The organism is Schaedlerella sp. (genome assembly GCF_056796775.1).
Window position 1 is genome coordinate 1 of the sequence record NZ_JBQIKP010000010.1, and the last position, 23,609, is coordinate 23,609.

Annotated in this window: 25 protein-coding genes and 1 pseudogene; 20 read left to right on the forward strand and 6 right to left on the reverse strand. The window is 48.7% G+C overall.

The genetic code is table 11. From position 1 onward, the window contains the following. Nucleotides 1-105: 105 nt before the first annotated feature. The 3 genes and pseudogenes from ACTOY7_RS21500 to ACTOY7_RS06830 all read left to right on the forward strand — a co-directional run bounded on the left by ACTOY7_RS21500 (nt 106) and on the right by ACTOY7_RS06830 (nt 981). Nucleotides 106-318 (forward strand): Rv2686c family ABC transporter permease subunit, encoded by a 213-nt coding sequence (locus ACTOY7_RS21500; protein ID WP_489744059.1) that lies wholly within the window; start codon nt 106-108, stop codon nt 316-318. Between the two features lie 49 nt (nt 319-367). Further along, a pseudogene (locus ACTOY7_RS06825) lies at nt 368-523 on the forward strand (cysteine-rich KTR domain-containing protein). Nucleotides 524-621: 98 nt separating this feature from the next. Further along, nucleotides 622-981 (forward strand): hypothetical protein, encoded by a 360-nt coding sequence (locus ACTOY7_RS06830; RefSeq protein WP_482670939.1) that lies wholly within the window; start codon nt 622-624, stop codon nt 979-981. Nucleotides 982-1,132: 151 nt separating this feature from the next. Here ACTOY7_RS06830 and ACTOY7_RS06835 read toward each other — a convergent pair whose 3' ends face one another. The 3 genes from ACTOY7_RS06835 to ACTOY7_RS06845 all read right to left on the reverse strand — a co-directional run bounded on the left by ACTOY7_RS06835 (nt 1,133) and on the right by ACTOY7_RS06845 (nt 3,197). Next, on the reverse strand, nt 1,133-1,255 hold the full coding sequence (locus ACTOY7_RS06835; protein ID WP_300822572.1) for a hypothetical protein: 123 nt from the start codon (nt 1,253-1,255) through the stop codon (nt 1,133-1,135). Between the two features lie 152 nt (nt 1,256-1,407). After that, nucleotides 1,408-2,352, reverse strand: a complete 945-nt coding sequence (locus ACTOY7_RS06840) for a serine hydrolase domain-containing protein (RefSeq protein ID WP_482670940.1) — start codon at nt 2,350-2,352, stop codon at nt 1,408-1,410. Nucleotides 2,353-2,363: 11 nt separating this feature from the next. Further along, complete coding sequence (locus ACTOY7_RS06845; RefSeq protein ID WP_160280549.1) at nt 2,364-3,197, reverse strand: MurR/RpiR family transcriptional regulator; 834 nt, start codon at nt 3,195-3,197, stop codon at nt 2,364-2,366. Between the two features lie 290 nt (nt 3,198-3,487). Here ACTOY7_RS06845 and ACTOY7_RS06850 point away from each other — a divergent pair, with 290 nt between their 5' ends. From ACTOY7_RS06850 to ACTOY7_RS06860, 3 genes are all read left to right on the forward strand, one after another. After that, nucleotides 3,488-4,831 carry an APC family permease gene (locus ACTOY7_RS06850; protein ID WP_160280548.1) on the forward strand — a complete coding sequence of 448 codons (1,344 nt, stop codon included), beginning with the start codon at nt 3,488-3,490 and terminating at the stop codon, nt 4,829-4,831. A 5-nt stretch (nt 4,832-4,836) separates the two neighbouring features. Then, complete coding sequence (locus ACTOY7_RS06855; protein ID WP_160280547.1) at nt 4,837-5,769, forward strand: serine hydrolase domain-containing protein; 933 nt, start codon at nt 4,837-4,839, stop codon at nt 5,767-5,769. A 245-nt stretch (nt 5,770-6,014) separates the two neighbouring features. Further along, complete coding sequence (locus ACTOY7_RS06860) at nt 6,015-7,220, forward strand: NAD(P)-dependent malic enzyme (protein ID WP_160280546.1); 1,206 nt, start codon at nt 6,015-6,017, stop codon at nt 7,218-7,220. Between the two features lie 164 nt (nt 7,221-7,384). On the opposite strand, the gene ACTOY7_RS06865 is transcribed toward ACTOY7_RS06860, so the two are convergent. After that, on the reverse strand, nt 7,385-8,035 hold the full coding sequence (locus tag ACTOY7_RS06865; protein WP_482670941.1) for a YczE/YyaS/YitT family protein: 651 nt from the start codon (nt 8,033-8,035) through the stop codon (nt 7,385-7,387). Between the two features lie 348 nt (nt 8,036-8,383). Between ACTOY7_RS06865 and ACTOY7_RS06870 the strand changes: the two genes are divergently transcribed. The 8 genes from ACTOY7_RS06870 (at nt 8,384) to ACTOY7_RS06905 (ending at nt 18,351) form a co-directional block, all read left to right on the forward strand. Further along, nucleotides 8,384-9,370 carry a 2-hydroxyacid dehydrogenase gene (locus tag ACTOY7_RS06870; protein WP_160280544.1) on the forward strand — a complete coding sequence of 329 codons (987 nt, stop codon included), beginning with the start codon at nt 8,384-8,386 and terminating at the stop codon, nt 9,368-9,370. A gap of 125 nt (nt 9,371-9,495) precedes the next feature. Then, nucleotides 9,496-12,174: a cation-translocating P-type ATPase gene (locus ACTOY7_RS06875; protein ID WP_482670942.1), complete on the forward strand. Its 2,679-nt coding sequence runs from the start codon at nt 9,496-9,498 to the stop codon at nt 12,172-12,174. Nucleotides 12,175-12,613: 439 nt separating this feature from the next. Continuing rightward, complete coding sequence (locus ACTOY7_RS06880) at nt 12,614-13,927, forward strand: AAA family ATPase (protein WP_160280542.1); 1,314 nt, start codon at nt 12,614-12,616, stop codon at nt 13,925-13,927. Continuing rightward, nucleotides 13,917-14,282, forward strand: a complete 366-nt coding sequence (locus ACTOY7_RS06885; protein ID WP_300886268.1) for a hypothetical protein — start codon at nt 13,917-13,919, stop codon at nt 14,280-14,282. The genes ACTOY7_RS06880 and ACTOY7_RS06885 overlap by 11 nt, the downstream gene beginning before the upstream one ends. Nucleotide 14,283: 1 nt before the next feature. After that, complete coding sequence (amrA, locus tag ACTOY7_RS06890; RefSeq protein WP_482670955.1) at nt 14,284-15,669, forward strand: AmmeMemoRadiSam system protein A; 1,386 nt, start codon at nt 14,284-14,286, stop codon at nt 15,667-15,669. A gap of 115 nt (nt 15,670-15,784) precedes the next feature. After that, nucleotides 15,785-16,612, forward strand: coding sequence for an AmmeMemoRadiSam system radical SAM enzyme (gene amrS, locus ACTOY7_RS06895; RefSeq protein WP_482670943.1), 828 nt, complete (start codon nt 15,785-15,787; stop codon nt 16,610-16,612). A gap of 33 nt (nt 16,613-16,645) precedes the next feature. Next, nucleotides 16,646-17,464: a hypothetical protein gene (locus tag ACTOY7_RS06900; protein WP_482670944.1), complete on the forward strand. Its 819-nt coding sequence runs from the start codon at nt 16,646-16,648 to the stop codon at nt 17,462-17,464. A 14-nt stretch (nt 17,465-17,478) separates the two neighbouring features. Then, nucleotides 17,479-18,351, forward strand: a complete 873-nt coding sequence (locus ACTOY7_RS06905) for a Cof-type HAD-IIB family hydrolase (protein ID WP_300822596.1) — start codon at nt 17,479-17,481, stop codon at nt 18,349-18,351. A gap of 218 nt (nt 18,352-18,569) precedes the next feature. On the opposite strand, the gene ACTOY7_RS06910 is transcribed toward ACTOY7_RS06905, so the two are convergent. Together ACTOY7_RS06910 and ACTOY7_RS06915 are read right to left on the reverse strand one after the other, a co-directional pair. Beyond that, the gene (locus tag ACTOY7_RS06910; protein ID WP_394683165.1) at nt 18,570-19,061 is read right to left on the reverse strand and encodes a GNAT family N-acetyltransferase; all 492 of its coding nucleotides are present in this window, start codon (nt 19,059-19,061) and stop codon (nt 18,570-18,572) included. Between the two features lie 72 nt (nt 19,062-19,133). Beyond that, a complete protein-coding gene (locus ACTOY7_RS06915; RefSeq protein ID WP_300886274.1) occupies nt 19,134-19,262 on the reverse strand; it encodes a hypothetical protein in 129 nt (42 codons plus the stop codon). 499 nt (nt 19,263-19,761) lie between these two features. On the opposite strand from ACTOY7_RS06915, the gene ACTOY7_RS06920 reads away from it, so the two are divergent. The 6 genes from ACTOY7_RS06920 (at nt 19,762) to ACTOY7_RS06945 (ending at nt 23,479) form a co-directional block, all read left to right on the forward strand. Then, entirely contained in the window at nt 19,762-20,028 is a 267-nt protein-coding gene (locus tag ACTOY7_RS06920) for a type II toxin-antitoxin system Phd/YefM family antitoxin (RefSeq protein WP_160280535.1), read from the forward strand. After that, a complete protein-coding gene (locus ACTOY7_RS06925) occupies nt 20,012-20,320 on the forward strand; it encodes a type II toxin-antitoxin system RelE/ParE family toxin (RefSeq protein WP_160280534.1) in 309 nt (102 codons plus the stop codon). Before ACTOY7_RS06920 ends, ACTOY7_RS06925 begins: the two co-directional genes overlap by 17 nt. Before the next feature lie 501 nt (nt 20,321-20,821). Then, nucleotides 20,822-21,817 carry an MFS transporter gene (locus ACTOY7_RS06930; protein WP_160280533.1) on the forward strand — a complete coding sequence of 332 codons (996 nt, stop codon included), beginning with the start codon at nt 20,822-20,824 and terminating at the stop codon, nt 21,815-21,817. Nucleotides 21,818-21,880: 63 nt separating this feature from the next. After that, the gene (locus ACTOY7_RS06935; protein WP_394683384.1) at nt 21,881-22,858 is read left to right on the forward strand and encodes an alpha/beta hydrolase fold domain-containing protein; all 978 of its coding nucleotides are present in this window, start codon (nt 21,881-21,883) and stop codon (nt 22,856-22,858) included. A 206-nt stretch (nt 22,859-23,064) separates the two neighbouring features. After that, the gene (locus ACTOY7_RS06940) at nt 23,065-23,289 is read left to right on the forward strand and encodes a nucleotidyltransferase domain-containing protein (protein WP_300886077.1); all 225 of its coding nucleotides are present in this window, start codon (nt 23,065-23,067) and stop codon (nt 23,287-23,289) included. Beyond that, a complete protein-coding gene (locus ACTOY7_RS06945) occupies nt 23,276-23,479 on the forward strand; it encodes a hypothetical protein (protein ID WP_300886072.1) in 204 nt (67 codons plus the stop codon). The genes ACTOY7_RS06940 and ACTOY7_RS06945 overlap by 14 nt, the downstream gene beginning before the upstream one ends. Nucleotides 23,480-23,609: the final 130 nt, after the last annotated feature.

The window sequence follows — 23,609 nt, forward strand, 5'->3', positions numbered from 1 at the left end:
GCTAAATATTCTACATATATTTTAGCATATTTAGTGCAAAAAGTCAAGTGCTTTTCGTATATTTAGCATAAATTAAAAAATGATTGAGACGCTACACTAGAGGGTATGGCAGTAACGAAGTTATCTACGCTGACTATTTTTGGTGCTGTTATCCCGTTTTTCATTAAATCAGATATACAGTATGTACTATCTCCGCTACCCTCTTTTTGGATTGGAAAAGCGATTTTAGAAAATATGCCGCTTTATATGCTGCCCGCATTTGTTTTATTTGCTATGTGGATTTGCTTTTTGTTTAAACGATATTTGCGTAAAATCTAGGAAGAAATAAGAGTATAAGTATCTGCTTTATGAAAGAAAAGGATTTGACATTATAAAAACAGAATGGTTGCTTTGCCCAATCTGCGGAAATAAAACAAGGTTATAGATACGGTAAGATACAGAATTGAAAAACTTTCCACTATATTGTCCGAAATGCAAACTTTTAGTAGGCTATAAATTTTTAACGCAAACGTCCACCATATAAAAAAACGGTGTATGGTGGGCTGTTTTTGTTGTTGGCTGCCGTTCGTCGCCTTTCCAATCTGGATTATTACATTTCAAAAATTCACGGAGGTAAGCATCATGAAAAAGAATTTAACAGAACTCGTATTTGTCCTGGACAGGAGTGGCTCTATGAGCGGGCTGGAGAAGGACACCATCGGTGGATTTAATTCCATGCTTGGCAGGCAGAAGGAGCGGTATGGATGGGAATTTTTATTCCTGGGCGCAAATATTGACGCTATCGAAACGGCCGGGCGCTTCGGGATCCAGCCCAGCCGTGCGGTGAATTATGAGTGCGACAGCGCGGGGACGCAGCTGAACTTTCAGGTCGTAAGCGATACGGTCCGCGTCTTGACCACGGCCAGTTCTCCCTCCTGGATCACCATTGAGATATATCCGCTGTGGCGTTTCAGGATTCCCCCGCTGGCTGCTTTGCGGTAGGCGGAAGCCGGAGCGCGCGGCTCCGGACAGTCTGCGAAAAATAAGAAAGAAACGGGGCAGCTGATGGGACAGCTTCCTCGCTTCTTTGTGGTGACATATTACTACAAGTCTTTGGAATGTCAATATTTACACTTTATATTTTTCCGCACATTTACTTTTCCTGCTCTTTCGGATCGTGAGTTTCGATATATTCAATCAATTCCAGGATTTCATCACTGCTCAGGCCTTTTTCTTTTAGCTTCCTTATAAGATTTACAACCTCTTTACCAGTCATTTATTCATCGCTCCTTCCTACTGAATTAAAGCATACTCAAGGGCATCTCATAGTGGCCATCCGGCCGTTTCATAAGGTATGGTTTAAGGGATGATTTTATTATATCAAAGGGAGCTTTGGGTGTAAAGCCTGTCTATAGATTTTAGGCAGATTTAAATTGCGATGCCATAATATTCTGCCGCCGCATCAACCAGGTCATTTCGGATTTTGGTGTGGTCGTTTCCATCCAGGGACATGACACAGAGAACTGCCTTCTCTTTCGGATAAACCATACAATATTGCCCATAGTTCCCACCTAAGAGCACTGCACCCGGAATGGGCGCCATGCGTATAAAATATCCATAACCATAGCTTTCGTAGTCGCGAACGATCTCATCTTTTCCTTGGTTATCAATCTGCTTCCTGCAGGCATCCGATACGTAGGAGGACGGAACGACCTGTTTCCTGCTATAGTCTCCGTTATACAGCAGCAGATGCCCGAAATGAGCCAGCTCATCAATTGTCAGATACAGTCCGTTTGCTGCCATGCAATGCCCCATGGGACATACTGTCCAGTCCGGATTGCCAATGCCGATTGGCTCAAACAGGCGGTCCCTGAGATAGTTCAGCAGATTTTCTCCCGTGCGCATTTCAAGTAGGCACGACAAGATATAGGTATTAAAATTGCTGTATAAAAAATGGGTTCCTGGTTCATGTACAAATTCTCCGGCTGTAAAATAATAGCGGATCCAATCTTTGACCTGATACCGCAGAGGGTCGTCACAAAAAAATAAGGGCTCTTTTAAGCCGCTGCTCATAGTCAGCAGATTTTCAACGGTGATTTTTTCTATATTCCGAGTATACTTCCCATCTTCCGGGATGTACTGCTGAAAATCCGCATAGATGGATTCCGCCCGTTTTATGATGCCTTCCTTTTCCGCAATACCTGCCGCCATGGCTACAAAAGGTTTGCTGACCGACCATACATTCAATCGGGTCTTGATCGGGAAAAGCTTATACTCCGCTTTCAGGATGCCATTCTTATAAGCCTGTGCATAGATAATATTCGAGTGTTTTTCTTTTGACTTTTTCAAAAATAAATCCATCAGCTCCTGCATGTCTGTCCCCCCTATTCAAAAAATAAATCCATATCGGAATAAACCGTCTCCAGCGTTTTGAGACGCTCTGAGATTTTATTTTTATTCTTCTTTTGTATTTTTGCAATGATGGCGTCAAAAAGAATATATAGACATACCACCGAATTAAATCCCATTTCATCCATGTTGGAATCGACGATTATGGACTCATCCGAAATCTCAATAATAGGAGAAATGATGCTGTCGGCTATGCTTAATACCTTGGCTCCTCTTTTTTTCAATATTTTCGTATACTGGTACGTCCATTTTGTATAACGAGCAAAGGTAATGGAGACAGCAGCGGTCTTTTCCGTAACACCGGATACCAGTTCTGTTCTGGAGTCGTAAAATTCCTTTATAACATATACATTTCCAAGCAGCCGCTCCAATACAGCTCCGAACCATAACGACGCGCTGTAGGATGAACGGGCACCGATCACTAGGATTTTGTCTGCTTCCAGCAACAGGGTAATAAAATGATCTAATGTCTCCTCATCCAGATGGTTTTTCCAATTTTCCAGCATGAGCATTTCCTTTGCGATTACACTCTGGTAACAGCTTCCGTTTGCAATGGCCCCCTCGGCCCGACGCTGGGGCTCCGTAAGAATTTCCTCACGGACCTTCTGCTGAAGGCTTGAAAAGCTTTCGAATCCAAGGGAATACGCCAGCCGAATAATCGTTGTCTCACTTACTGCGATTTCCTTGCTTAACTTTGTCAATGTAGAATAGCTGAATAAATCCTGGTTTTTCAGCACATACTCGGCGGCCTTCCGCTGTCCGGCGGATAGGGAGCCTATTTTTTCGCGGATCAATTGTTCTACCTTCATATGCTCTCCCTCTTTTTTTTCTATTCTACCATACGATTCGCTGTTCAACAACATATAGTAGAAAAAAATTCTTCGAAAAAATAAAAAATGTAAAAAATGCATAAAAATCATAACATAAATTTTCGCATTATTGCTAATATACAATCTTTAGGATTTATGATAACATGAAAAAGAATTAAATAATTCGTATTGCAATAATGAAGAATTAAATTCACTATTAGAACGTTTTTCTAAAAAAATGTATTATGGGATGCCATAGGTATTCTATCTGAACCGGAAGGAGAAAAGGAATGAACAACAGCAAATCAGAACAAAAAACAACGGGATTTCTTGGAAGATTTGACCTCTATACGATTGGTGTCGGGCAGGCAATTGGATCCGGCGTCCTCACCCTGATCGGCCCGGCAATTCTGCTGACCGGGCAGTCCGCATGGCTTGCCTATGTCGCGGCCTGTGTGTGGGGATTCTTTATGATTGCGCCCATCCCATGGATCACTTCAACGCTAAAATTGGGAGGAGGTTTTTACTCCGTCATCGGTGACCTGGCCGGAAAGCGGCTGGCCGGCATGTATGCCGTAGGATTTCTTCCTCAGACGATTAACCTGGCCACCTATGGGGTTGCGATCGGTATGTACGCAACCTCACTCTGGCCTTCACTGAATGCAAAATGGATTGGATGTGCGGCCTTGAGCCTGTTCTTTATCATCAATCTGTTTGGTGTGGATGTAATGGCAAAAGCACAGAAGATCATGGTGATCCTGCTCTTTGCCGCATTAGGGCTTTTCATTGTTTTAGGGGTTGTACAGATCAATAATCCGGTCATGAATTTTACTGCGCCCGACTTTTTTTCAGAAGGCGGTTCCGGCTTTTTTGCAGCGATTATGCTTTATGTGTATTCCACAAATGGATATTCCTGTATCATGAATTATGGAAAGCAGGCTAAAAATGCAAAATTGGATATTCCCAGGGCATTGTTCTATTGTATCCCGACATTGGTCATCGTCTACGGCGGGGTAGCACTGGTAGCAACCGGTGTACTGCCTCTGGATCAGGTAGCAGGACAGCCGTTGACTATGGTTGCGCAGAAGATACTGCACCCTTCCTTGTTCGTTATTTTTATGCTGGGCGGTCCGATCCTGGCTCTGTCGTCATCTATCAATTCGACGATATCGAACAACTGCATTCCGGTTGCCCAGTCCTGTAAGGATGGATGGCTTCCGAAGTCATGGGCATCTACCAACAGGTACGGAGCATATTGGAAGCTGATGACCTTCACCTACCTTATGGGGATTCTGCCGGTTATGCTTGATTTTTCGATCAGTCAGGTGGTAAATAATATTATGCTGCTTGCGTCCTGCGTTGCGTTCTTACAGATTTACGCATATTTTCAGCTTCCGAAGCGTCATCCGGAAGCATGGGCAAAGTCTCCGATGCATATACCGGACAAGGCATATTATGGAATCTGTACATTGAGCCTTCTGGCCTATGTCTGCATTTTCCTGAATTCGTGCTTAAGCCTGACGATTCCGGTCCTGGTCATCAGCCTGGCGGCGATTGTGGTATGCATGATCTATGGCTGGTTCCGGAGCAGCAGTCCTGAAGTAAATATGGAAATCAGTGTATGGGAGGAATAAACAAGATGAGAAATGACCAGAATATACTATCAGAATTTGTAATTGACACTTTAAAACAAAATCTAAATGTTATGTACGCCCAGATTTGGCGCGAAGGAACCCGGACAGCGGAATATAAACGGATGCCGGTAAAGACGCGTCTGAATACTTGGTCTGCCTGCAAAGGCGTGGTGTCATGTGCGGCAGGGATCGCATTGGACGAAGGGCTGATCCGTCTGGACGAAAAGCTTGTGGATATATTCCCAGAATCTGTGCCGGAGGATCCCGGAAGCAATCTGCCCAAAGTAAGTCTGGAGCATCTCCTGACCATGACCAGTGGGCTTGAGAACTCCCTGTTTTTCTGCGATTGGGAGGAGCGTTACACAACCAAAGACTGGATCCGATATTTCTTTACAAATGCTGTTTTTGCAAATGAACCTGGAACTCAGTGGCTGTACAGCAACTTCAACACGTACATGCTAAGCTGTGTCATAGAGAAACGGGCCGGTGTGAATCTGCTGGAATATCTCCGCAACCGTTTCTTTGAGCCGCTCGAAATCGGCAACCCGGACTGGACCCTGTGCCCCAAAGGCCATGTCCACGCGGCCAACGGACTTTATGTTACGATCGATGAAATGGCAAATTACGGGAACATGATCATGAATATGGGGAGATATAAGGACCGGCAGTTGGTTCCGGAGAGCTATATGAAAAAAGCGACCTCCAATCTGGCAGATAACTCCGCTTCAAAAACCCCCGGGAATCTGTATTCCGGCTTCGGATATGGATACCAGTTTGTGATGAACCCGGAACCGGGCTCATTTCGGTCTGACGGAAATTACGGACAGTTCTGCTTGGCCTATCCAGAAAAAAGGACCGTTGTTGTTGTGATGTCCCTGGAAGGACAGTTTCAAAAGATTGGTAACTCACTCTGGCAGACAGTGGTTCCGCAGTTGTAAAAAAGTATAAGAAAAATTTTCCCTGAACATTATGAAGTGTTACTATTCACAGTCATTTCACTCACATGCGCAAAAACAGTCGGCAAAGCCGTCTGCCGATGCTTCGCGTCTTGATTTTTTGCTTATGTGGGTGAAGTGACACCTTTAGGCATAATTTCTAATACAGATAAGGATTCAGAACAGCAGGCCGTCGATTCTGTCTGCTGTTTTGAACTGCCGTAAAAATAAATACGAGGAGGAAGGCTATGAACAAGGATTATTCATTGGAATCATTACAAATGCACTATGACCTGAAGGGAAAGATAGAGATTGCTTCCCGCGCAAGGGTGGATTCCAAAGAGGCGCTGAGTCTTGCGTATACGCCCGGCGTTGCAAAGCCCTGCCTGGAGATTCAGAAGGATCCTGATAAAAGCTATGAACTGACCCGGCGCTGGAATACAGTTGCGGTTGTTACGGACGGCACCGCAGTCCTGGGGCTGGGGGACATCGGTCCGGAGGCGGGGATGCCGGTCATGGAAGGAAAATGCGTCTTGTTCAAGGAATTCGGCGGCGTGGACGCGATTCCCTTGTGTATCCGCAGTAAAGAGACGGATGCTATTGTAGAGACCGTCCGTCTCCTGGCCGGCAGCTTTGGCGGGATCAATCTGGAAGACATTTCCGCGCCCAGATGCTTTGAAATTGAAAAACGCCTCAAAGAATGCTGTGATATTCCGATTTTTCATGACGATCAGCATGGAACCGCAGTCATTACGCTGGCGGGACTCATCAATGCGCTCAAGCTGGTTGGCAAAAGGCTGGACGAAGTAAAGATTGTGACCTCCGGCGCCGGGGCGGCAGGTATTGCCATTATCCGCCTGCTCATTTCCATGGGGCTGAAAAATGTGATCATGACAGACCGGCAGGGGGCAATCTACCGTGGCCGGGAAGGGCTAAATCCGATCAAAAAGGAAATGGCGGAGATTACCAATCACGCCTGCGAAAAAGGAAGCCTGTCGGATGTGATCCGAAAAGCGGACGTATTTATCGGGGTATCTGCCCCGGAGACATTGACCGCCGATATGGTCCGGTCTATGGCAGAGGATCCCGTCATCTTTGCCTGCGCCAATCCGACTCCGGAGATATTTCCGGAAGAAGCAAAAGCAGCAGGCGCAGCCGTAGTGTCTACCGGACGGTCAGATTATCCGAACCAGGTCAACAATGTATTGTGCTTCCCAGGAATGTTCCGCGGGGCCTTGGATGTCCGAGCCGCGGACATCAACGATGAAATGAAGGCGGCTGCAGCTCACGCGATCGCGGGTCTGGTGAGCGACGCGGAGCTGTCCGCAGATTATATCCTGCCCGCGGCATTTGATCCGCGCGTAAGGGATGCGGTGGCACAGGCGGTTGCGGAAGCGGCCCGCAGAAGCGGCGCGGCACGTATAAACGAGGAAACAAGTATGGCTGCCGTTTGAGGAGCAAGAACAACCCGTCTCTGGATGGCTTGCTGACGCGATAAACGGCAGCTTGAAAGACTATGGTCTTGACCTGGCAGATAAACAATACTGACTGCGGCACAGGAACATACAGAAAGGCAGTACGTTTCCAATACATGGCGTACTGCCTTTTTGCGTTTAGATCATTCATCAGAAGTAAATTCCGTTTTCTTCCCAAAGAGGAAAGGCTCTGAAAAACTGTGGTTAAAGAACACGATCAGGGGCCCCATAAAAAATGCTGTGATGAGCGTGCCGATACCCGGCAGCAGGCCTGTAACTGTTCCGATGATGACACAGAACAGGTCGCAGCCGATCCGTACGAATTTGAAAGGAAGCTTCCGCTTTTCCGCAATGACAATAGGGATTGCGTCATACACGGAAACGCCCAGATTGGAAGTCATGTATAAGGAAGAGGCGAAGCACATCACCAGGACTCCGACAGCAAGAAAAATGATCCGCGCCGGCAGATCAGGATTCGGAAAGAAACGGCTTATGACCATGCAGGCAAAATCAACCACATACCCCGTCAGAAACATATTGACCAGGGTGGCCGCGCCCATAGAGCTTCTGGCGATAAAAAGATCCAGCACCAGCATGATTCCGCTCAGTATGATGTAGTAGCTTCCATACGAAAGCCCTGTTTGAAAAAAACGCCCCCAGATTCCCTGTGCAAAACACTGGAACGGATCCACACCGAACTGTGAGCATTTGAAAAATCCAACGGCGATGGCGCATAAAATGACGCCGACGGTTGTCATAAAGATCCGTTTCTGAAAAATTCCCTGCTGATTCATTCCCTTTTCCTACCGATTCCGAGCTGCAGTACAGTCGTATACTCTCAAAAGCCTCTGACATTATAATACAGTTTTCGTGCCAAATCAACAGGGAAATTCCGTATGCTGGGCCGGCTCCATCGTAAATCCGATCGGTAGTTCTTCATTTTTGGTCATCATGCTTACCTCGTTGTCAAAATTAGTATAAGAAAATCACAAAAGAATATTCTTTCAGGGAAGAATTGCCGGAAAATGGACACACTAGATCTTGAAAAACCGCGTCAGCCGGCGAATGTACATGCAGACATGTCCGCTTGCCTCTCTGCTTCGCGGAAATCAACATGATGAGACAAGGATGGTAGAACAGCGATGAAAATTTTATTCTATGATACAAAAAGCTACGACAGGGATTCTTTTGAGGAAAAGCGGTGCCTTTATCCGGATATCGAGATTGATTATCTGAAATCCGAGCTGACCCCGGCCACGGCAAGGCTGGCAAACGGCTATGACGCGGTCTGTGCCTTTGTAAACTGTGATGTAGGAACAGAAACTGTAGAATTGCTCCACGAGTGCCGGGTACGCCTGATCCTGCTCCGCAGCGCCGGCTTCAACCACGTGGATATCGGAAAGGCAAAGGCGTTCGGGATCAAGGTCATGCGGGTGCCCGGCTATTCCCCGGAGGCGGTGGCGGAGCATGCCATGGCTCTGGCGCTGGCGGCAAACCGGCGGATCCACAAGGCATATGTGCGCGTCCGGGAAAATGATTTCAGCCTGGGGGGCATGCTGGGATTCAACTTTTACAGAAAGACCGCGGGAATCGTGGGGACCGGAAAGATTGGGGCGGCGATGGCAAGGATCTGCCATGGATTCGGCATGGAGGTGCTTGCTTATGACAAGTATCAGAATCCGGAGCTGGATTTCGTTCAGTATGTGGCCATGGATGAGCTGCTCGGCAGGAGCGACCTGGTTTCTCTGCACTGTCCTCTGACGGAAGAGACGTACCATCTGATCTGCCGGGAAACGATTCAGAAAATGAAGGATGGCGTGGTGCTGGTCAACACATCCCGGGGCGGCCTGGTCAAGACCGAGGACCTGATCGAAGGCATTCGGGCCAGAAAATTTTTTGCGGTGGGTCTGGACGTGTACGAGGAGGAAAAACGGAATGTGTATGAGGACCGTTCCGATGAAATCTTGGAAAGTTCGATCACATCCCGCCTCCTGTCGTTTCCGAATGTGCTGATCACCTCTCATCAGGGATTCTTTACGGAGGAGGCGCTGGGCGCTATTAGCGAGACAACTTTAAAAAACGCGGCTGCATTTGCCAAAGGGGAGAGCACGGGGAATGAAGTGGAATAAATAGTAATATCCCCCCGCCCTGGCGCATACCATAAATTAGGACATGCGCCAGGGCGCTGTAATCTCCGGATCCGCTTTTTTACATGCTGCGCTTCGGGGGACAAGACACGAAAGGGGGGATTTTTTTGTACGAAGAGAAATCCATAGAGGAGGTAACCGGACAGTTCCATACGGATCCTGAACAGGGACTGTCCTGGGCGGAAGCGGTCACCCGGCTGTCCGCCGACGGGAGAAATGAACTGGAAGGGGAGCGGAAAAAAAGTGTCCCGGAGACATTTCTGGAGCAGCTGAATGACCCGTTGATCTGTGTGCTGCTGGTGGCGGCATTCGTATCGTTTCTATTAAAAGAATATAGTGACACAGTCATCATCGGAGTAGTCATCGTGCTCAATGCGTCGGTGGGGGTGATCCAGGAGGGAAAGGCCCAGAAAGCCCTTGATTCGCTGAAAAAGCTGACAAGCCCGGAAGCGCACGTCCGCCGGGGCGGTGAGATCCGCAAGATCGCTGCCGCGGAGTTGGCACCCGGAGATATCGTGCTGTTAGAGGCAGGAATGCAGGTCCCCGCCGACCTGCGTCTGGTCAAAACCTGGAATCTCAAGATCGAGGAGTCCGCCCTTACCGGGGAATCCCTTCCGGTTGAGAAGGACGCGGAATTTTTGGCAGCCGGGGAGCTGCAGATCGGGGAGCGGAAAAACGAAGCGTTCATGTCCACCATGGTTGCCGGCGGCCGGGGCGAAGGCATCGTGATCGCCAGAGGGATGCAGACGGAGATCGGAAAGATTGCTTCTATCATAAAAACGGTTCCAAAGGAATTTACACCGCTCCAAAGGAAGCTTGCGGAGCTGGGAAAATTTTTGAGTATCGTGTCTGTCCTGCTCTGCGTTTTGCTGTTCGGTATCGCGGTGCTGCAGAAACGCGACATTCTGGAAATGCTCATTACGGCGATCTCCCTTGCAGTGGCGGCTGTGCCTGAGGGCCTGCCTGCGGTGGTGACCATTGTGCTGGCCATGAGCGTGTCCCGGATGGTGAAGGTGAATACCATCGTGAGAAAGCTGCCATCCGTAGAGACTTTGGGAGCGGTCAATGTGGTCTGCTCCGACAAGACCGGCACGCTGACCCAGAACAAAATGACTGTGACCCGGTGCTACGTCAACGAGCAGGTGATTCCCATTTCCACAAGCAATATCCGGGAGCAGGCGGAGATCCCGGAGCTGTTTTTGCAGGGCTTTGCGCTGTGCAACGACGCGGTCATTCCTGAGAGCGGCAGGGCGGTGGGTGACCCTACAGAGATTGCGTTGGCGGTCATGTCGTCCAACTGCGGAGTCCGGAAGGCACAGACGGAAGCCCGGTATCCGAGGGTGTCGGAACAGGCATTTGACTCTACAAGAAAGATGATGACTACGGTGCACCAATGCCGCGGCCTGATCGCTTTTACAAAAGGAGCGCCCGATGTGGTGCTGAAACGCTGCACAAAAATCTATCTGGGCGGCAGGATCCAGCCCCTTGGGGATCTCAAGCGCCGGAGGATCCAGGCCGCCCTGGCGGAAATGTCATCCCAGGCGCTGCGTGTCCTGGCGCTGGCCATGAAGGAGGGAACAGGGGATTCGGAAGCGCTGCTCAAAGAGCGGGACCTGGTATTTCTCGGCCTGGCAGGGATGAAGGACCCTATCCGTCCGGAGGCCAGGAATGCGGTCGCGAAGTTCAGCAAAGCCTCGGTGCGTACCATCATGATCACCGGTGACCATGCAGATACCGCATTTGCCATTGCAAAGGAACTGGGGATCGCCAGGAAGCCTGACCAGTGCCTGACAGGCGCGGAGCTGGACAATCTGTCGGATCACAACCTGCGGGTGCGTTTAAAAGAAACCAATGTATTTGCCAGAGTTTCCCCGGAGCATAAGGTACGGATCGTGAAGCTGCTAAAGGAGTGCGGCAATATCGTTGCCATGACCGGGGACGGAGTCAATGACGCGCCGTCGCTGCGCACCGCGGATATCGGCATCTCCATGGGATTGTCAGGAACAGACGTGGCAAAAAATGCCTCCGACATGATCTTGACGGACGACAATTTTGCCACCATTGAAAAGGCCATTGAAGAAGGGAGGAGTATTTTTCAAAATATCAAAAAAACCGTGCTGTTCCTGCTTTCCTCCAATTTTGGGGAGATCATCACCATGTTTACGGCGGTGCTGCTGGGCCTTGCCGCTCCGCTGAAGGCCAGCCATATCCTCTGGATCAACCTGATCACAGACTCCCTGCCGGCTCTGGCCCTGGGGGTGGATGAAAATGACAAGGAGGCATTGATGCGGGAGCCGCCCCGGAGCGCAAAGGAGGGGATGTTCGCAAACGGCGGGCTGGCATGTACGGTCTTTTACGGACTGCTGATCGCGGCCATCAGCCTGACCGCGTTTTTAAAGATTCCGTGGGATGTGCTGGCGGAGAGTGGGAAAGCCTTCAATTTGTCCAACATTGCGGCGGTGCTGCAGAACGAAGCGGCGCTGGCGCGGGCCCAGACCTACGCGTTTACCGTGCTGGGCATGTCGCAGCTCTTCCACGCCCTCGGTATGCGGGATGTGCGGACCTCCGTATTTTCCGGAAAACGAACCTTTAATCCGGTGCTGGCCGCGGCCTTTGTGCTGGGAGTCCTGCTGCAGATGGCGGTCACGGAGATCCCTTATCTGGTGGGGATGTTCGGGACGGCGGTCCTTGGGTGGCAGGAATGGGCCGTGCTGCTGATCCTGGCGGCATTCCCGGTGCTGGCCCATGAGGTGTTTGTGCTGACGGGGAATGGAGAGGAAGGATAAAAAGCAATAGACAGAAAAGGTGAGGAGCCTCCTGGCTCCTCACCTTTTCTGTCCTCTTGTTACTGCTTACACCCTGACCGGGTGCTCATAATAACGTATTCTTCGTTACAGGTCACACCTTGACCAGGCGTGCCCTGTAACTCAGGCCGTCATTTTAAATTGCCTGCGGCAATGGACGGCCTGAATCCCAGCTTTTATGTGCATCCTCCTGACCAATCAGCGTAGTGATTGGTCAGTGTGTGACATGTAACTATTCTTCCGTTTGCGATGGGAAAAGCTCCGGAATGTGGTTGAAATGAAGCCCCCAAAAATGTATAATGATGATAATTGTTCGGAATAGAATAATAAATTGGATGGGGAATAAAAAGAGCAAAATGGGATAATCAGGATGAACGATTCATTGCATTAAGAATTTTACTCGGGAAGGAACGTGGGATTTATGGGCAAAAATGAGATTTTGATACGGAATTTCGGACCGATTGATGAAGCCAGAATAGACTTGAATGATAAATTCCAGATTTTTATAGGGGCACAGGCGTCAGGAAAAAGTACAATCTGCAGAGTCGTTTACTTTTGCCAGAAGATCAGAGATTATACTCTGGATTTCCTGATGAGCTCTGAGCAGTTCACAGAAAACCATAAGAACGAATATTTCAATAATTACTTGAAAAAAATGACAAAGCAATTTATGGGCTGCTTTGGAACTACAAAGCATATGCAGCGATTTGAGATTCGTTACATTTTTCAGGAAAAAAGTATACGTATATTTTTGAATGAGGACGGGTATGTACGGTTCTTTTTTGACACGGATCTTCGAAATGAAATTTATGCTCTGATAAATGAAGCAGCAGACATGTTTCTGAACAAACTCGACTATGAGGTGAGCACGATCATGGACAATATTACAGCCATGGGTGTCATGAAGCAGCACTTAAATGTAGTGCTGTCTTCGCTGTTTGGAAATAAATCAGAAATCATATACGTGCCTGCCGGAAGAAGCCTGCTTGCAACTATGTCGGAACAGCTTCAGGATGTATCGGTGGATGAGATGGATCTGACCATGCAGGAGTTTATCAGGCTGATCAGAACTACAAGGAGTAAATTCGGAAGTAAAATTCCGGAGATGGTGAAGGTTTATACAAAAACAGTCAAAGGGCAGATTAATAATAATGCATTAGACCATGCATATCGTTTGATAAAAAGGATTTTAAAAGCAGATTATACCAGTGAAAGTGATGGAGAAAAGATTTATTTTGATGATTCTCATTGGGTAAAGCTGATGTATGGTTCTTCGGGGCAGCAGGAAGCCTTGTGGATATTAATGCTCGCATTTTCTATTATTTTGGAAAAAAGAGATGCATATTTTATAATAGAAGAACCGGAAGCACATCTGTTCCCTATTGCGCAAAAAGATATGGTCAGCCTTATTTCTCTGATGTCAAATGTGACCGGAAGCAGAGTGATTATTACAACCCACAGTCCATATGTTCTTACCTCGATTAACATTTTGTTGTATTCGGGAAAAGTAGAAAGAGCGCATACTAAAAATGAAAAGGATGTGATTCCCAAAAACCTGAGAATTTCTTATGATACATTTGCGGCATATAAAGTGGGAAAATTTGAAAGATCAGTGGAGTCTCTGCTTGACACCGAGAGCCATATGATTTATACGGATTATATTGATGAAGTTTCTGCGATTACAAATTCGGAATTGGATAAACTGATGGATATGGAGATGGAAAATGATCTGTAATAGGTTAGAACTATGTGTAGAGGAAGTGTTATCTGGAAAACATCCTGAAAAGTGCGGCAACCATAGTGAGCGGTGTATCGTATCTGCTGACAGGCGCTCGGAGATCAAATGTGAAGAAAAGAAGAAAAAATATATCCTCGAAAACAGCATGAAAAACCAGGTTATTTCTTTCAGGATGGATGGGGGAATTATCGTGGTGGATTCATCAGTGCCGGATAAGCTGAATAAGTGCGACTTTTTGTTTGTGGTTCATTCTCAGGAACGTTCGGCGATTTTGATTGAACTCAAGGGGATGGATGTCCCGAAAGCTTTAAAGCAGATACAGGAAACCGCTCATTTTCGAAAAAGGAGGTAACATCATGATCACAGGAGCTTTTATGGTGCCCCATCCGCCGCTGATCGTACCGGAGATCGGCAGGGGGGAGGAACGCGGGATTCGGGATACCGTTGACGCGTATCACGAAGTGGGCCGCAGGATCGGCGAGTTAAAGCCGGAGACGATCGTTCTGCTTTCGCCCCACCAGGTCATGTACGCAGACTATTTCCACATTTCCCCGGGAAATGGCGCGAAGGGAGATTTCAGCCAGTTCAGCGCGGGGCAGGTGCGGTTCGAGGTCCGTTATGATACGGAATTTGTGGACAATCTGTGCAAGCTGGCGGATGCCGGTGACCTTCCCGCGGGAACCGCCGGGGAGCGGGACCGGCGGCTGGACCACGGAACCATGGTGCCACTGTATTTTGTAAATCAATATTGGAAAGACTATCAACTGGTGAGAGTGGGCCTCTCCGGGCTCCCGCTGACCGTGCATTACGAGCTGGGCAGACGCATCCGGGAGACTGCGGAGGTACTGGACCGGAGGATCGTGATCATTGCCAGCGGGGATTTGTCTCACAGGCTGAAATCAGACGGCCCTTACGGCTACCAGAAGGAGGGCCCGGAGTATGACAGCCGCGTCATGCAGGTCATGGAAAGAGGCAATTTCGGGGAACTGCTGGAATTTTCCGAGGATTTCTGCGAAAAGGCAGGGGAGTGCGGGCACCGTTCCTTTACCATCATGGCCGGGGCGCTGGACCGGACGGAGGTGGAAGCCAGGCGTCTTTCCTATGAAGGGCCCTTTGGCGTGGGCTACGGCATTTGTATTTATGAGATCAAAGGAAGGGACCTGAATCGGAATCTGAAAGATCAGTATGAGGAGAAGGAGAGGAACCGGATCTTGAAGCAGCGGCAGCGGGAGGACGCATATGTGCAGCTTGCCCGGAACACTGTGGAGGAATATGTCCGTACCGGAAAGAAGCTCCGGATGCCGGAGGGACTTCCCGGGGAAATGCAGAACCGCAGGGCAGGCGTATTCGTTTCCATTAAAAAGGAAGGAAGGCTCCGGGGATGCATCGGCACGATCCAGGCAGTCTGCCCGTCCATTGCGCAGGAGATCATAGAAAACGGAATCAGCGCGGCTTCCCGCGATCCGCGTTTTTCGCCCATAGAGCCGGAGGAACTGGACAAGTTGACCATCACCGTGGATGTGCTGGGGGATACGGAAAAAATTGATTCCCCGGACAAGCTGGATGTGAAGCGGTACGGCGTGGTGGTGACAAAGGGCTATCGAAGGGGGCTGCTGCTTCCCAACCTGGAAGGCGTGGATACGGTGGAGGAGCAGATCGCCATCGCGAAGCAGAAGGCCGGGATCGGAGAGCAGGAAGAAGCGGAGCTGGAACGGTTTGAGGTGGTACGGCACTATTAAAAATGGAATGATTCAGAACAGCCGCGGGAGGAATCCTGCCGTTTTGCGTCTGCGGCTGGTACGGTACTCATGGTAGATTTTATCGGCCGTGAACATAGATAACAGGGAGGACATTATGAAAGAGACATGTCAGGCATGCATCCATCACTGTAGTCTGGAGCCGGGACAGACAGGGCTGTGCAGGGCGCGGAAAAATGAAAATGGCCGGATCATCTGCGGCAATTACGGCCAGGTGACTTCCCTGGCGCTGGACCCCATTGAGAAAAAGCCGCTGCACAGGTACCGGCCGGGCAGCCTGATCCTGTCTGTGGGGAGCTACGGCTGCAATTTGCGTTGCTCCTTCTGCCAGAACCATGAGATCTCCATGGCCGGACCGGAAGAGGCCGGGGCGGTATCCATTTTCCCGGAGGCCTTGGCGCAAAAAGCGGAAGAATATAAAGCGATTGGAAATATTGGGGCGGCGTTTACCTACAATGAGCCTCTGGTCGGCTGGGAATATGTGCGCGACTCGGCCCGGCTCATCAAGGAGCTGGGCATGGACAATGTGCTGGTCACTAACGGCACGGCATCTTGGGAGGTGCTGGAAGAATTGCTTCCCCTCATCGACGCCATGAACATTGACCTGAAAGCCTTCCGGGAGGAGACCTACCGGAAGCTGGGCGGGGATTTGAAGACAGTGAAGGAATTTATCACCCGCGCGGCGGCAGACTGTCATGTGGAGCTGACCACGCTGATCGTGCCGGGGATGAACGACGGGACGGAGGAAATGGAGGAGGAAGCGCGGTGGATCGCCTCCCTGGGAAAGGACATCCCGCTCCACGTGACCCGGTTTTTCCCCCGGTATCAGATGGCAGACCGGGACGCCACGGAGACGGGACGGGTGTACCGCCTTGCAGATACGGCGAGGAAGTATCTGGAGCATGTGTTTGTGGGGAATTGCTGATGGAAGAGAGTCGGGGATTGAAAGGAGAATAAAATGAAAGAGGTACTGAAGAAAAATCATGTAAAAAAGTTAGCGCTGGTGGGAATGGCGTTAGTGATCATGCTTTTTTCCATGATGATTCTTTCAAAGGCGGCAAGCGCCCCGGAAAATCATAAAAAAACAATCGCTGCATTAGATGAGAAAAGGGCGGATGTCTTAAAATTGACAGCAGCCTCAGCTGGAGCGGCAACAGCGATCGCGGCAATTCCAGGTGATTCGACCACACCCGTGGCGAATAAACTGGCAGATCTGGCCTCATATTTTTTGACCATTCTGATGGTGATCTTTCTGGAAAAATATCTGGTTACACTTACAGGATATGCAGCCTTTTTTATATTGATTCCGGCAGCGTGCGTCTTATTTGCGGCAGGAATTTGTCTGAACAGGACATTTTTAAAAGTGTTGGCAGCAAAAATTGCGGTCTTCGGGCTTGTCATATTTACGATGATTCCACTGAGTATAAAAGTCTCTGAGATGATAGAAGAAACATACGAAACGTCAATGGAAACGACCTTAGATGAGGCACAGGATCTAACGGCTGAAATAAATGATAGCACAGATTCAGAGGGGAATGTTTTGGATAAGCTTGTGTCCAAAATCAAAGGCGGAGTATCGGGATTGATGCAAAAAGGGGAATCGCTTTTAAATCATTTTATTGAAGCGATTGCTGTGATGATGGTGACATCCTGCTTGATTCCGATTGTTGTACTGCTGTTTATGCTCTGGCTTGTCCGGATCGTATTTGGGGTACAGATCCATGTGCCGAAGGAATTGCCAGACAGACCCAGGAAAAATATCTGCCAAAGAAAATAAAGGAGCGAATCGATATGATAAAAGTAATAGCAAGTGATATGGACGGTACACTTTTAGGGGACGACCACAAGCTTGCGCCGCGGACCGTACAGGCGATCCGCCGGGCATGCGATGCAGGGGTACGTTTCATGGTGGCGACCGGCCGTGACATGAACGGAGTCCTGCAGGAACTGGACGGTACGGGTCTGGTCTGTGATTATATCGTGGGGAGCGGCGCGGAGGTGCGAGATCCGCGGCAGAACATCATAAGCAGGGTGCAGATGGACACCGGAGTGTGCGGAGAAATCTATGACGTACTGAGACAATACCCGGTATCCACTATTTTTATGACCGGGGAATGCGACTACAGCATCGGCACTCCGGAAACGCTGGAAGAAGACCTGCGCAAAAACCTCCAGGTATTCTTTTCCGACCTGACCATGGAAGAAATCCTGGAAACGGAAATGTACCGGCACATGAAGGAAAGCACCCGCATCATTCCTGACTTTCAGACGCTAAAGGAGAAGGAGATCAACGTATATAAAATCTTTGTTTTCTGCTGTGACACGGAGGTGCTCGGGGAGCTTGACAGGCGGCTGCAAAAGGACAAAAGGCTTGCCGTAGCCTCTTCCTTTATCAACAATTTGGAGATCACCGATGCCCGCGCCCAGAAAGGCCCGGTGCTGAAAAGCTATATCGAATCCCTGGGATATACCATGGATGAGGTGATGACATTCGGCGACAGCATGAACGACTATTCCATGCTTTCCATGGACTTCGGCGCGACAGTAGCCATGGGTAATTCCGAGCCGGAGATCATCAAGGCTGCCAAGTATGTGACAAAATCCAATGAAGAGTACGGGGTGGCGTATGCAATCGAGGAAATGCTGAATCGGAGGAAGGCGTAGGGGAGAAGAACGACTCAGAAGGGCAAGCAGTTGTGGAAATGAACTGACACATCTTGACTTGCCTGTTTCTCCGGCGGCGCAGCTCAAAAAGCCTCGACGGCATCCCATTATGGCCATCCGGCCGTTTCATAAGGTATCCCCAAGGGCATTACATTATGGCCATTCGGCCGTTCCATAAGGTATCCCCAAGGGCATCCCATTATGGCCATTCGGCCGCTTCACAAGGTATGATAATAAGGGCAGATATCCTCATAATGCCCGTCCTTCATCCGAAACCCTTTCGGAATCGTTCCGAGCTGGATAAAACCAAGCCGTTCATAGAGATGTCTTGCGTGGACATTTGACGCGACCACCGCATTGAACTGCAGGATCGTAAACCCGAGCCTCCGCCCCTGGATGAGACAGTCGGAAACCAGAGCTTTACCGATATGCTGCCCACGGCATCGCGAACTGACAGCATAGCTGGCGTTGCAGATGTGGCCGCACCGCCCGACATTATTGGGGTGCAGGATATACAGGCCGCAGACCTCTCCGGTATCCGCATTTACCGCGGCGGCATTGTATGTCTGCTGCTCAAAAAATTCCTTCCCGGTCCGGGCATCCAAAAGCTCCTCTTGGGGAAACGCGATTCCCTCCTCCACAACTTCATTCCATATCCGAATCATTTCGGGAAGATGCTCTTCCCTGTAGGCTTCTATTTCTATCTTCACATTCATTTCTCAAAAATGTTCCTTCCCATTTTCTGTTTTACTCCATTTCAATTCGATCAGAAGAACCGACTGTCACTGCGCGGACAAATGTTTCGTCCCTAATGTGCTGTTGATAAATGCGATCAACTCGGCTTTATCTACATACGTATCCCGGATCGCTGCGGCAAAACCCGCATTTCCGGTATTCACATAGTTTCCCATAGGCTGCGCCGCTTTCCGAAGCTTTCATAGACAATTTTCTGGAACGGCAGACCGTGAAAGCCCCCTGCTGTTCCGGAGTGCTCAGGCAGATTTTCTGCCTCTTAGTATAACATGCTGGCGGATGCAGGGCAAGACGCATTTTGACTACTCATAAATGAGCAAAAATGCGGCGTTACAGGTCACACCTTGACCAGGCGTGCCCTGTAACTCAGGCCGTCATTTAAAATTGCCTACGGCAATGGACAGCCTGAGTCCCAGCTTTTATGTGCATCCTCCTGACCAATCAGCGTAGTGATTGGTCAGTGTGTGACATGTAACAAAGCGGCTGCGTTAGCAGACGTTAGAGTGCGTAAGCACAGTTTTTGCGAATGGATGAGCAGGTTGGAGGCTCTTTAGAGCATCCGACCGTACAGTTGGAATATTTTTATAAAAAGTCTTGATGATATACAAAAAAGAAAGTATAATTATATCAACAAAATGATATAAAGGAGTGAAAAAAATGATTATCAAGGCTTCAGCAGCACTTCGTAATGATTATGCTTCTATTTCTAACCTTGCGAGAGAGACCAGCGAACCGATTTATATCACCAAAAATGGGGAGGGCGATGGTGTGTTTATGAATATTGATGCCTTTGAAAAAAGAGAACAGGCATTAGAGCTTCGCGCAAAGATCATGCAGGCAGAAGAAGAGCGGCTAAGCGGAGCAAAGACAAGAAGCATCTCTGAAGCAAGAAAGGAACTGAGGGAACGTGCAGAAACAGTATAAGGTGGAGATCCTTCCCACTGCATGGGAGGATTTGAAAAAGATTGAAGACTATTACTTGCTTCAATTTGGCGTGGAATCTGCTATGAAAGTTACAGACCATATTTTAGATAGCATCGAACGGCTAAAGGCATTTCCGGATTCCGGTTCCCAGACGCCGGATCAATGGCTGAATCAGAAGGGCTACCGTATGGTCATATGGCAAAGATTTGCTTCTGTATACCGTCAGATCGGAGAGATTGTATACGTCTATCATATTGCGGATACACAGACAGAGTATACGAAATTATTCTAGTACAGCATTGCGTATATAATGGTGAATAATGTGCCTGACATGGACATCAAGCGCTTATTACTTCAAAATTAATGCAATGTTATACTAGCTGTGCGGTTGAATGCTCCAAGGAGCATCCAACCTGATTATTCATCACATCCCGAAGTCTTATCGTGTTCCAGTCCATGGATCTTCCACCGTCTCCTGCCCTCCATTCGTTTTTTGCATGAGCCCTGCTGATATAGCAGACGTAAAAACGAGCGTTTTTTTCTCCGAGAGAGGATTATTTTGGTTACATGTCACACCCCGACCAATCACCACGCTGATTGGTCGGGAGGATGCGCATAAGAGTTGGTATTCAGGCCGTCCATTGCCGTTGCAGCAGCGATGAAGCAACCGGAATCACTATGAGCGACACAAACACAAAGAGCGCTGTCAAGGCAATCAGAGCCTGTATGGGAAGGTAACTATCCTACAGGTATTAAATTCCGCATTTTTCAGGCGGCGGTCCTTTCCCTGTCGTTGCTGCTGGCTTCGGTTTCCGTGGTCGGAATCGCGCTTTGTTTCATCGGCGCGTTTTCTCCGATGTTTATTCCTTCTCTGGTCGGAAAAATTGCAGTACGCGTTCTGGCGGGCCTGGGCGTCGGTCTGATCCAGCCGTTGTCGGCATCTCTGATCGTGGACTGCTTTGAAGGAAAGGTGGCAAATACAATGATGGGAGTTCAGTCTTCCTGCGTTGGCCTTGGAGCATCGCTGTTTTCCTATACAATGGCCGGCATCATGGTATATGACTGGCACTATGCGTATTGTGCATATCTGTATGCTGCTGCGATCTTCCTGCTGGTATTATTCGGTATGCCGGCTTTTGTAAATCAGATCGGACGTGAGGAAAAGAAACCGGCGGCTCAGAATACTGCGGATCAGGTTGTAAAAAAAGCACTTCCGGCCGCATGCTACATAGGATTTGTGGCTCAGCTGATCTATGGACTGGGGTACGGTGCCTTTGATAACAGCTTGTCTCTGGCCGCGGTTGAGACAGGAACGATCACAACGGTACAGGCGGCGGCAATCGCAAGCTGGGGCGGCATTGCCTCATTGATCGGAGGTTTTTTCTTCGGCTTTATGAAAGGTAAGATTGGAAATAATATCGGCTGGTTATCCCTTGTGATGAATATCATTGGCTTTGCCGTTGTTGGACTTACATCTTCTACGACGATGTGGTATATTGGAGTTACGATATGCAAAGTCGGCTTCTGCTGGTGGATGCCTTATATCAACTTCCTTGTAAATGACGGGACGGATGAGAGCAATTCCGCACTGGCTACATCACTGGGATTTTTTGGTAATTCCTTCGGCGCGTTTATCTTTGCTTACGTCCTTGCCTTTGTCGGAAATATGGTCGGCGGAATTACACAGCATCAGGCATTCTTCTATGGATGTGCCTGGATCGGTATTGCTTTGGTTTTGATTGCGTTCAATCATTTCAAAAACTATAAGCATTATCAGGAAATCGCATAGTGCGGAAGCAAAAAGTATTATCAGGAAATTGTGCAATACAAAAAATTATAGGAGGCTATGAGCGTGTTTGATCCAAAAACAATTATGGAAAAAAGAAAACTTTTAGAGCCGATCCTGACTCCGATTCCCGCGGAATTTCCGCATACAGATGAAGTGCCGGAGGGCTGCGCCGTTCTTACAGGGCTGAAGGACGAGTGGGGATATTATGTAGATATACATCAGGATGTGATATATGCTGAGCGGGATGGGCGTAAGCTCCGAATGCATATTTTAGAGCCAAGGGTGCATTTCGGCGCGCCCGAAGAGGAAGAACGGACTCTGCGTAAATGGCCCTGCATTGCATATATTCAGGGGTCCGCGTTTCATGAGCAGTGGCTGTGGAATAACATTTCCCGCCACATTCGGATGGCAGAGCACGGCTACATGGTGGCGATCATAGAGTATCGTCCGTCTGAGACGGCTCCGTTCCCGGCACAGATGCAGGATGCCAAGACAGCAATCCGTTATCTGAGGAAGCATGCGGAAGAGTACCATATCGATACGGACCATATGGCAGTCTGCGGTGATTCTTCCGGCGGGCATACCGCTCTGATGGCGGGCTTTACCGGGGACGATGCGCCGGATACCGAGCTGTACGGCGAGTATTCCGCAAAGGTGAACTGCATTATTGACGTGTATGGGCCGACTGTATTTTCGCTGATGAATTATTATGACAGTTCCCAGAATCATTATGACCCGGACAGTCCGGAAGGATTTGAGATCGGACATAAGCATGTGCTGGAAAATCCGGAGCTTGCCGATGCGACGATCCCCATGAATTATCTGTCGGAGGATAAGCCTGTGCCGCCGCTCCTGATCATTCACGGCGGCCGCGATATGCTTGTGCCGTTTAATCAGAGCTGCCAGCTTTATAACTATATGAAGAAAATGGGGAAGGATGTTACATTCTATAAAATTGATGATGCAAACCATGGATGCCTTGGGTTTGACAATGATACGGTTCTTGGAATCGTGCTGGACTTTTTGAAAGAGAATATATGACTGAAGTAAAGAAACTGCTGAAAAATATCCGGATGTGGGGACGCCAACCAGAAAGGGGGGCCTCGCATCCGGAATTTTTAGTATAGCCTGATCTGCCCGGCCGGGGTGTGAACAGTAATGGAGTGAGGGATGCCAAACCAAAAGCCAAAACGAACACTTGCCAGAATCCGGGATAAATGATAAAATGACAAAATCTCAGCCAGATCATATTATTTGGCTCACGCGCGAGAGGTACAAACGGGGAACGGAGCGATATTGACCTGGCGTTGTATGCCGGGGATACGAAGCAGTATTATCATATTCTGGATTTTGTGGAGGAGATCGAATCACTGCTGATGTTTGATATCGTGGATCTGAACGGAGGCGCGGTTTCACGCGATCTTCTCGATGAGATCCAGAGGGATGGGGTGATCCTGTATGAAAAAGTTTGAGCAGTTAAAACGCTTATATAGAACCATTACCGGATATATGGATCCATATGATTTTTCCGACGCAATGATTTCAGGGCTGATAGCAGACTTTGACCGTTTGTTTGAATTGCCGTGGAAAAGCTTAAAAGAATATATGCGGAAGCGGTTCAAAACAGCGGGATGCCCCTATATTCGTTTGTGCAGAAGGTGAAAGCGGAAAATGGTCTTGCGCGGGATGAAGATATTTTTCTGCATTGGGATGCAATAAGGGAGAAGTATGCAGGGGCAGATGCCGTCAGGGAGAGGGAAAAAACAGAATAAAAAGAACAGCAGAAAAACAA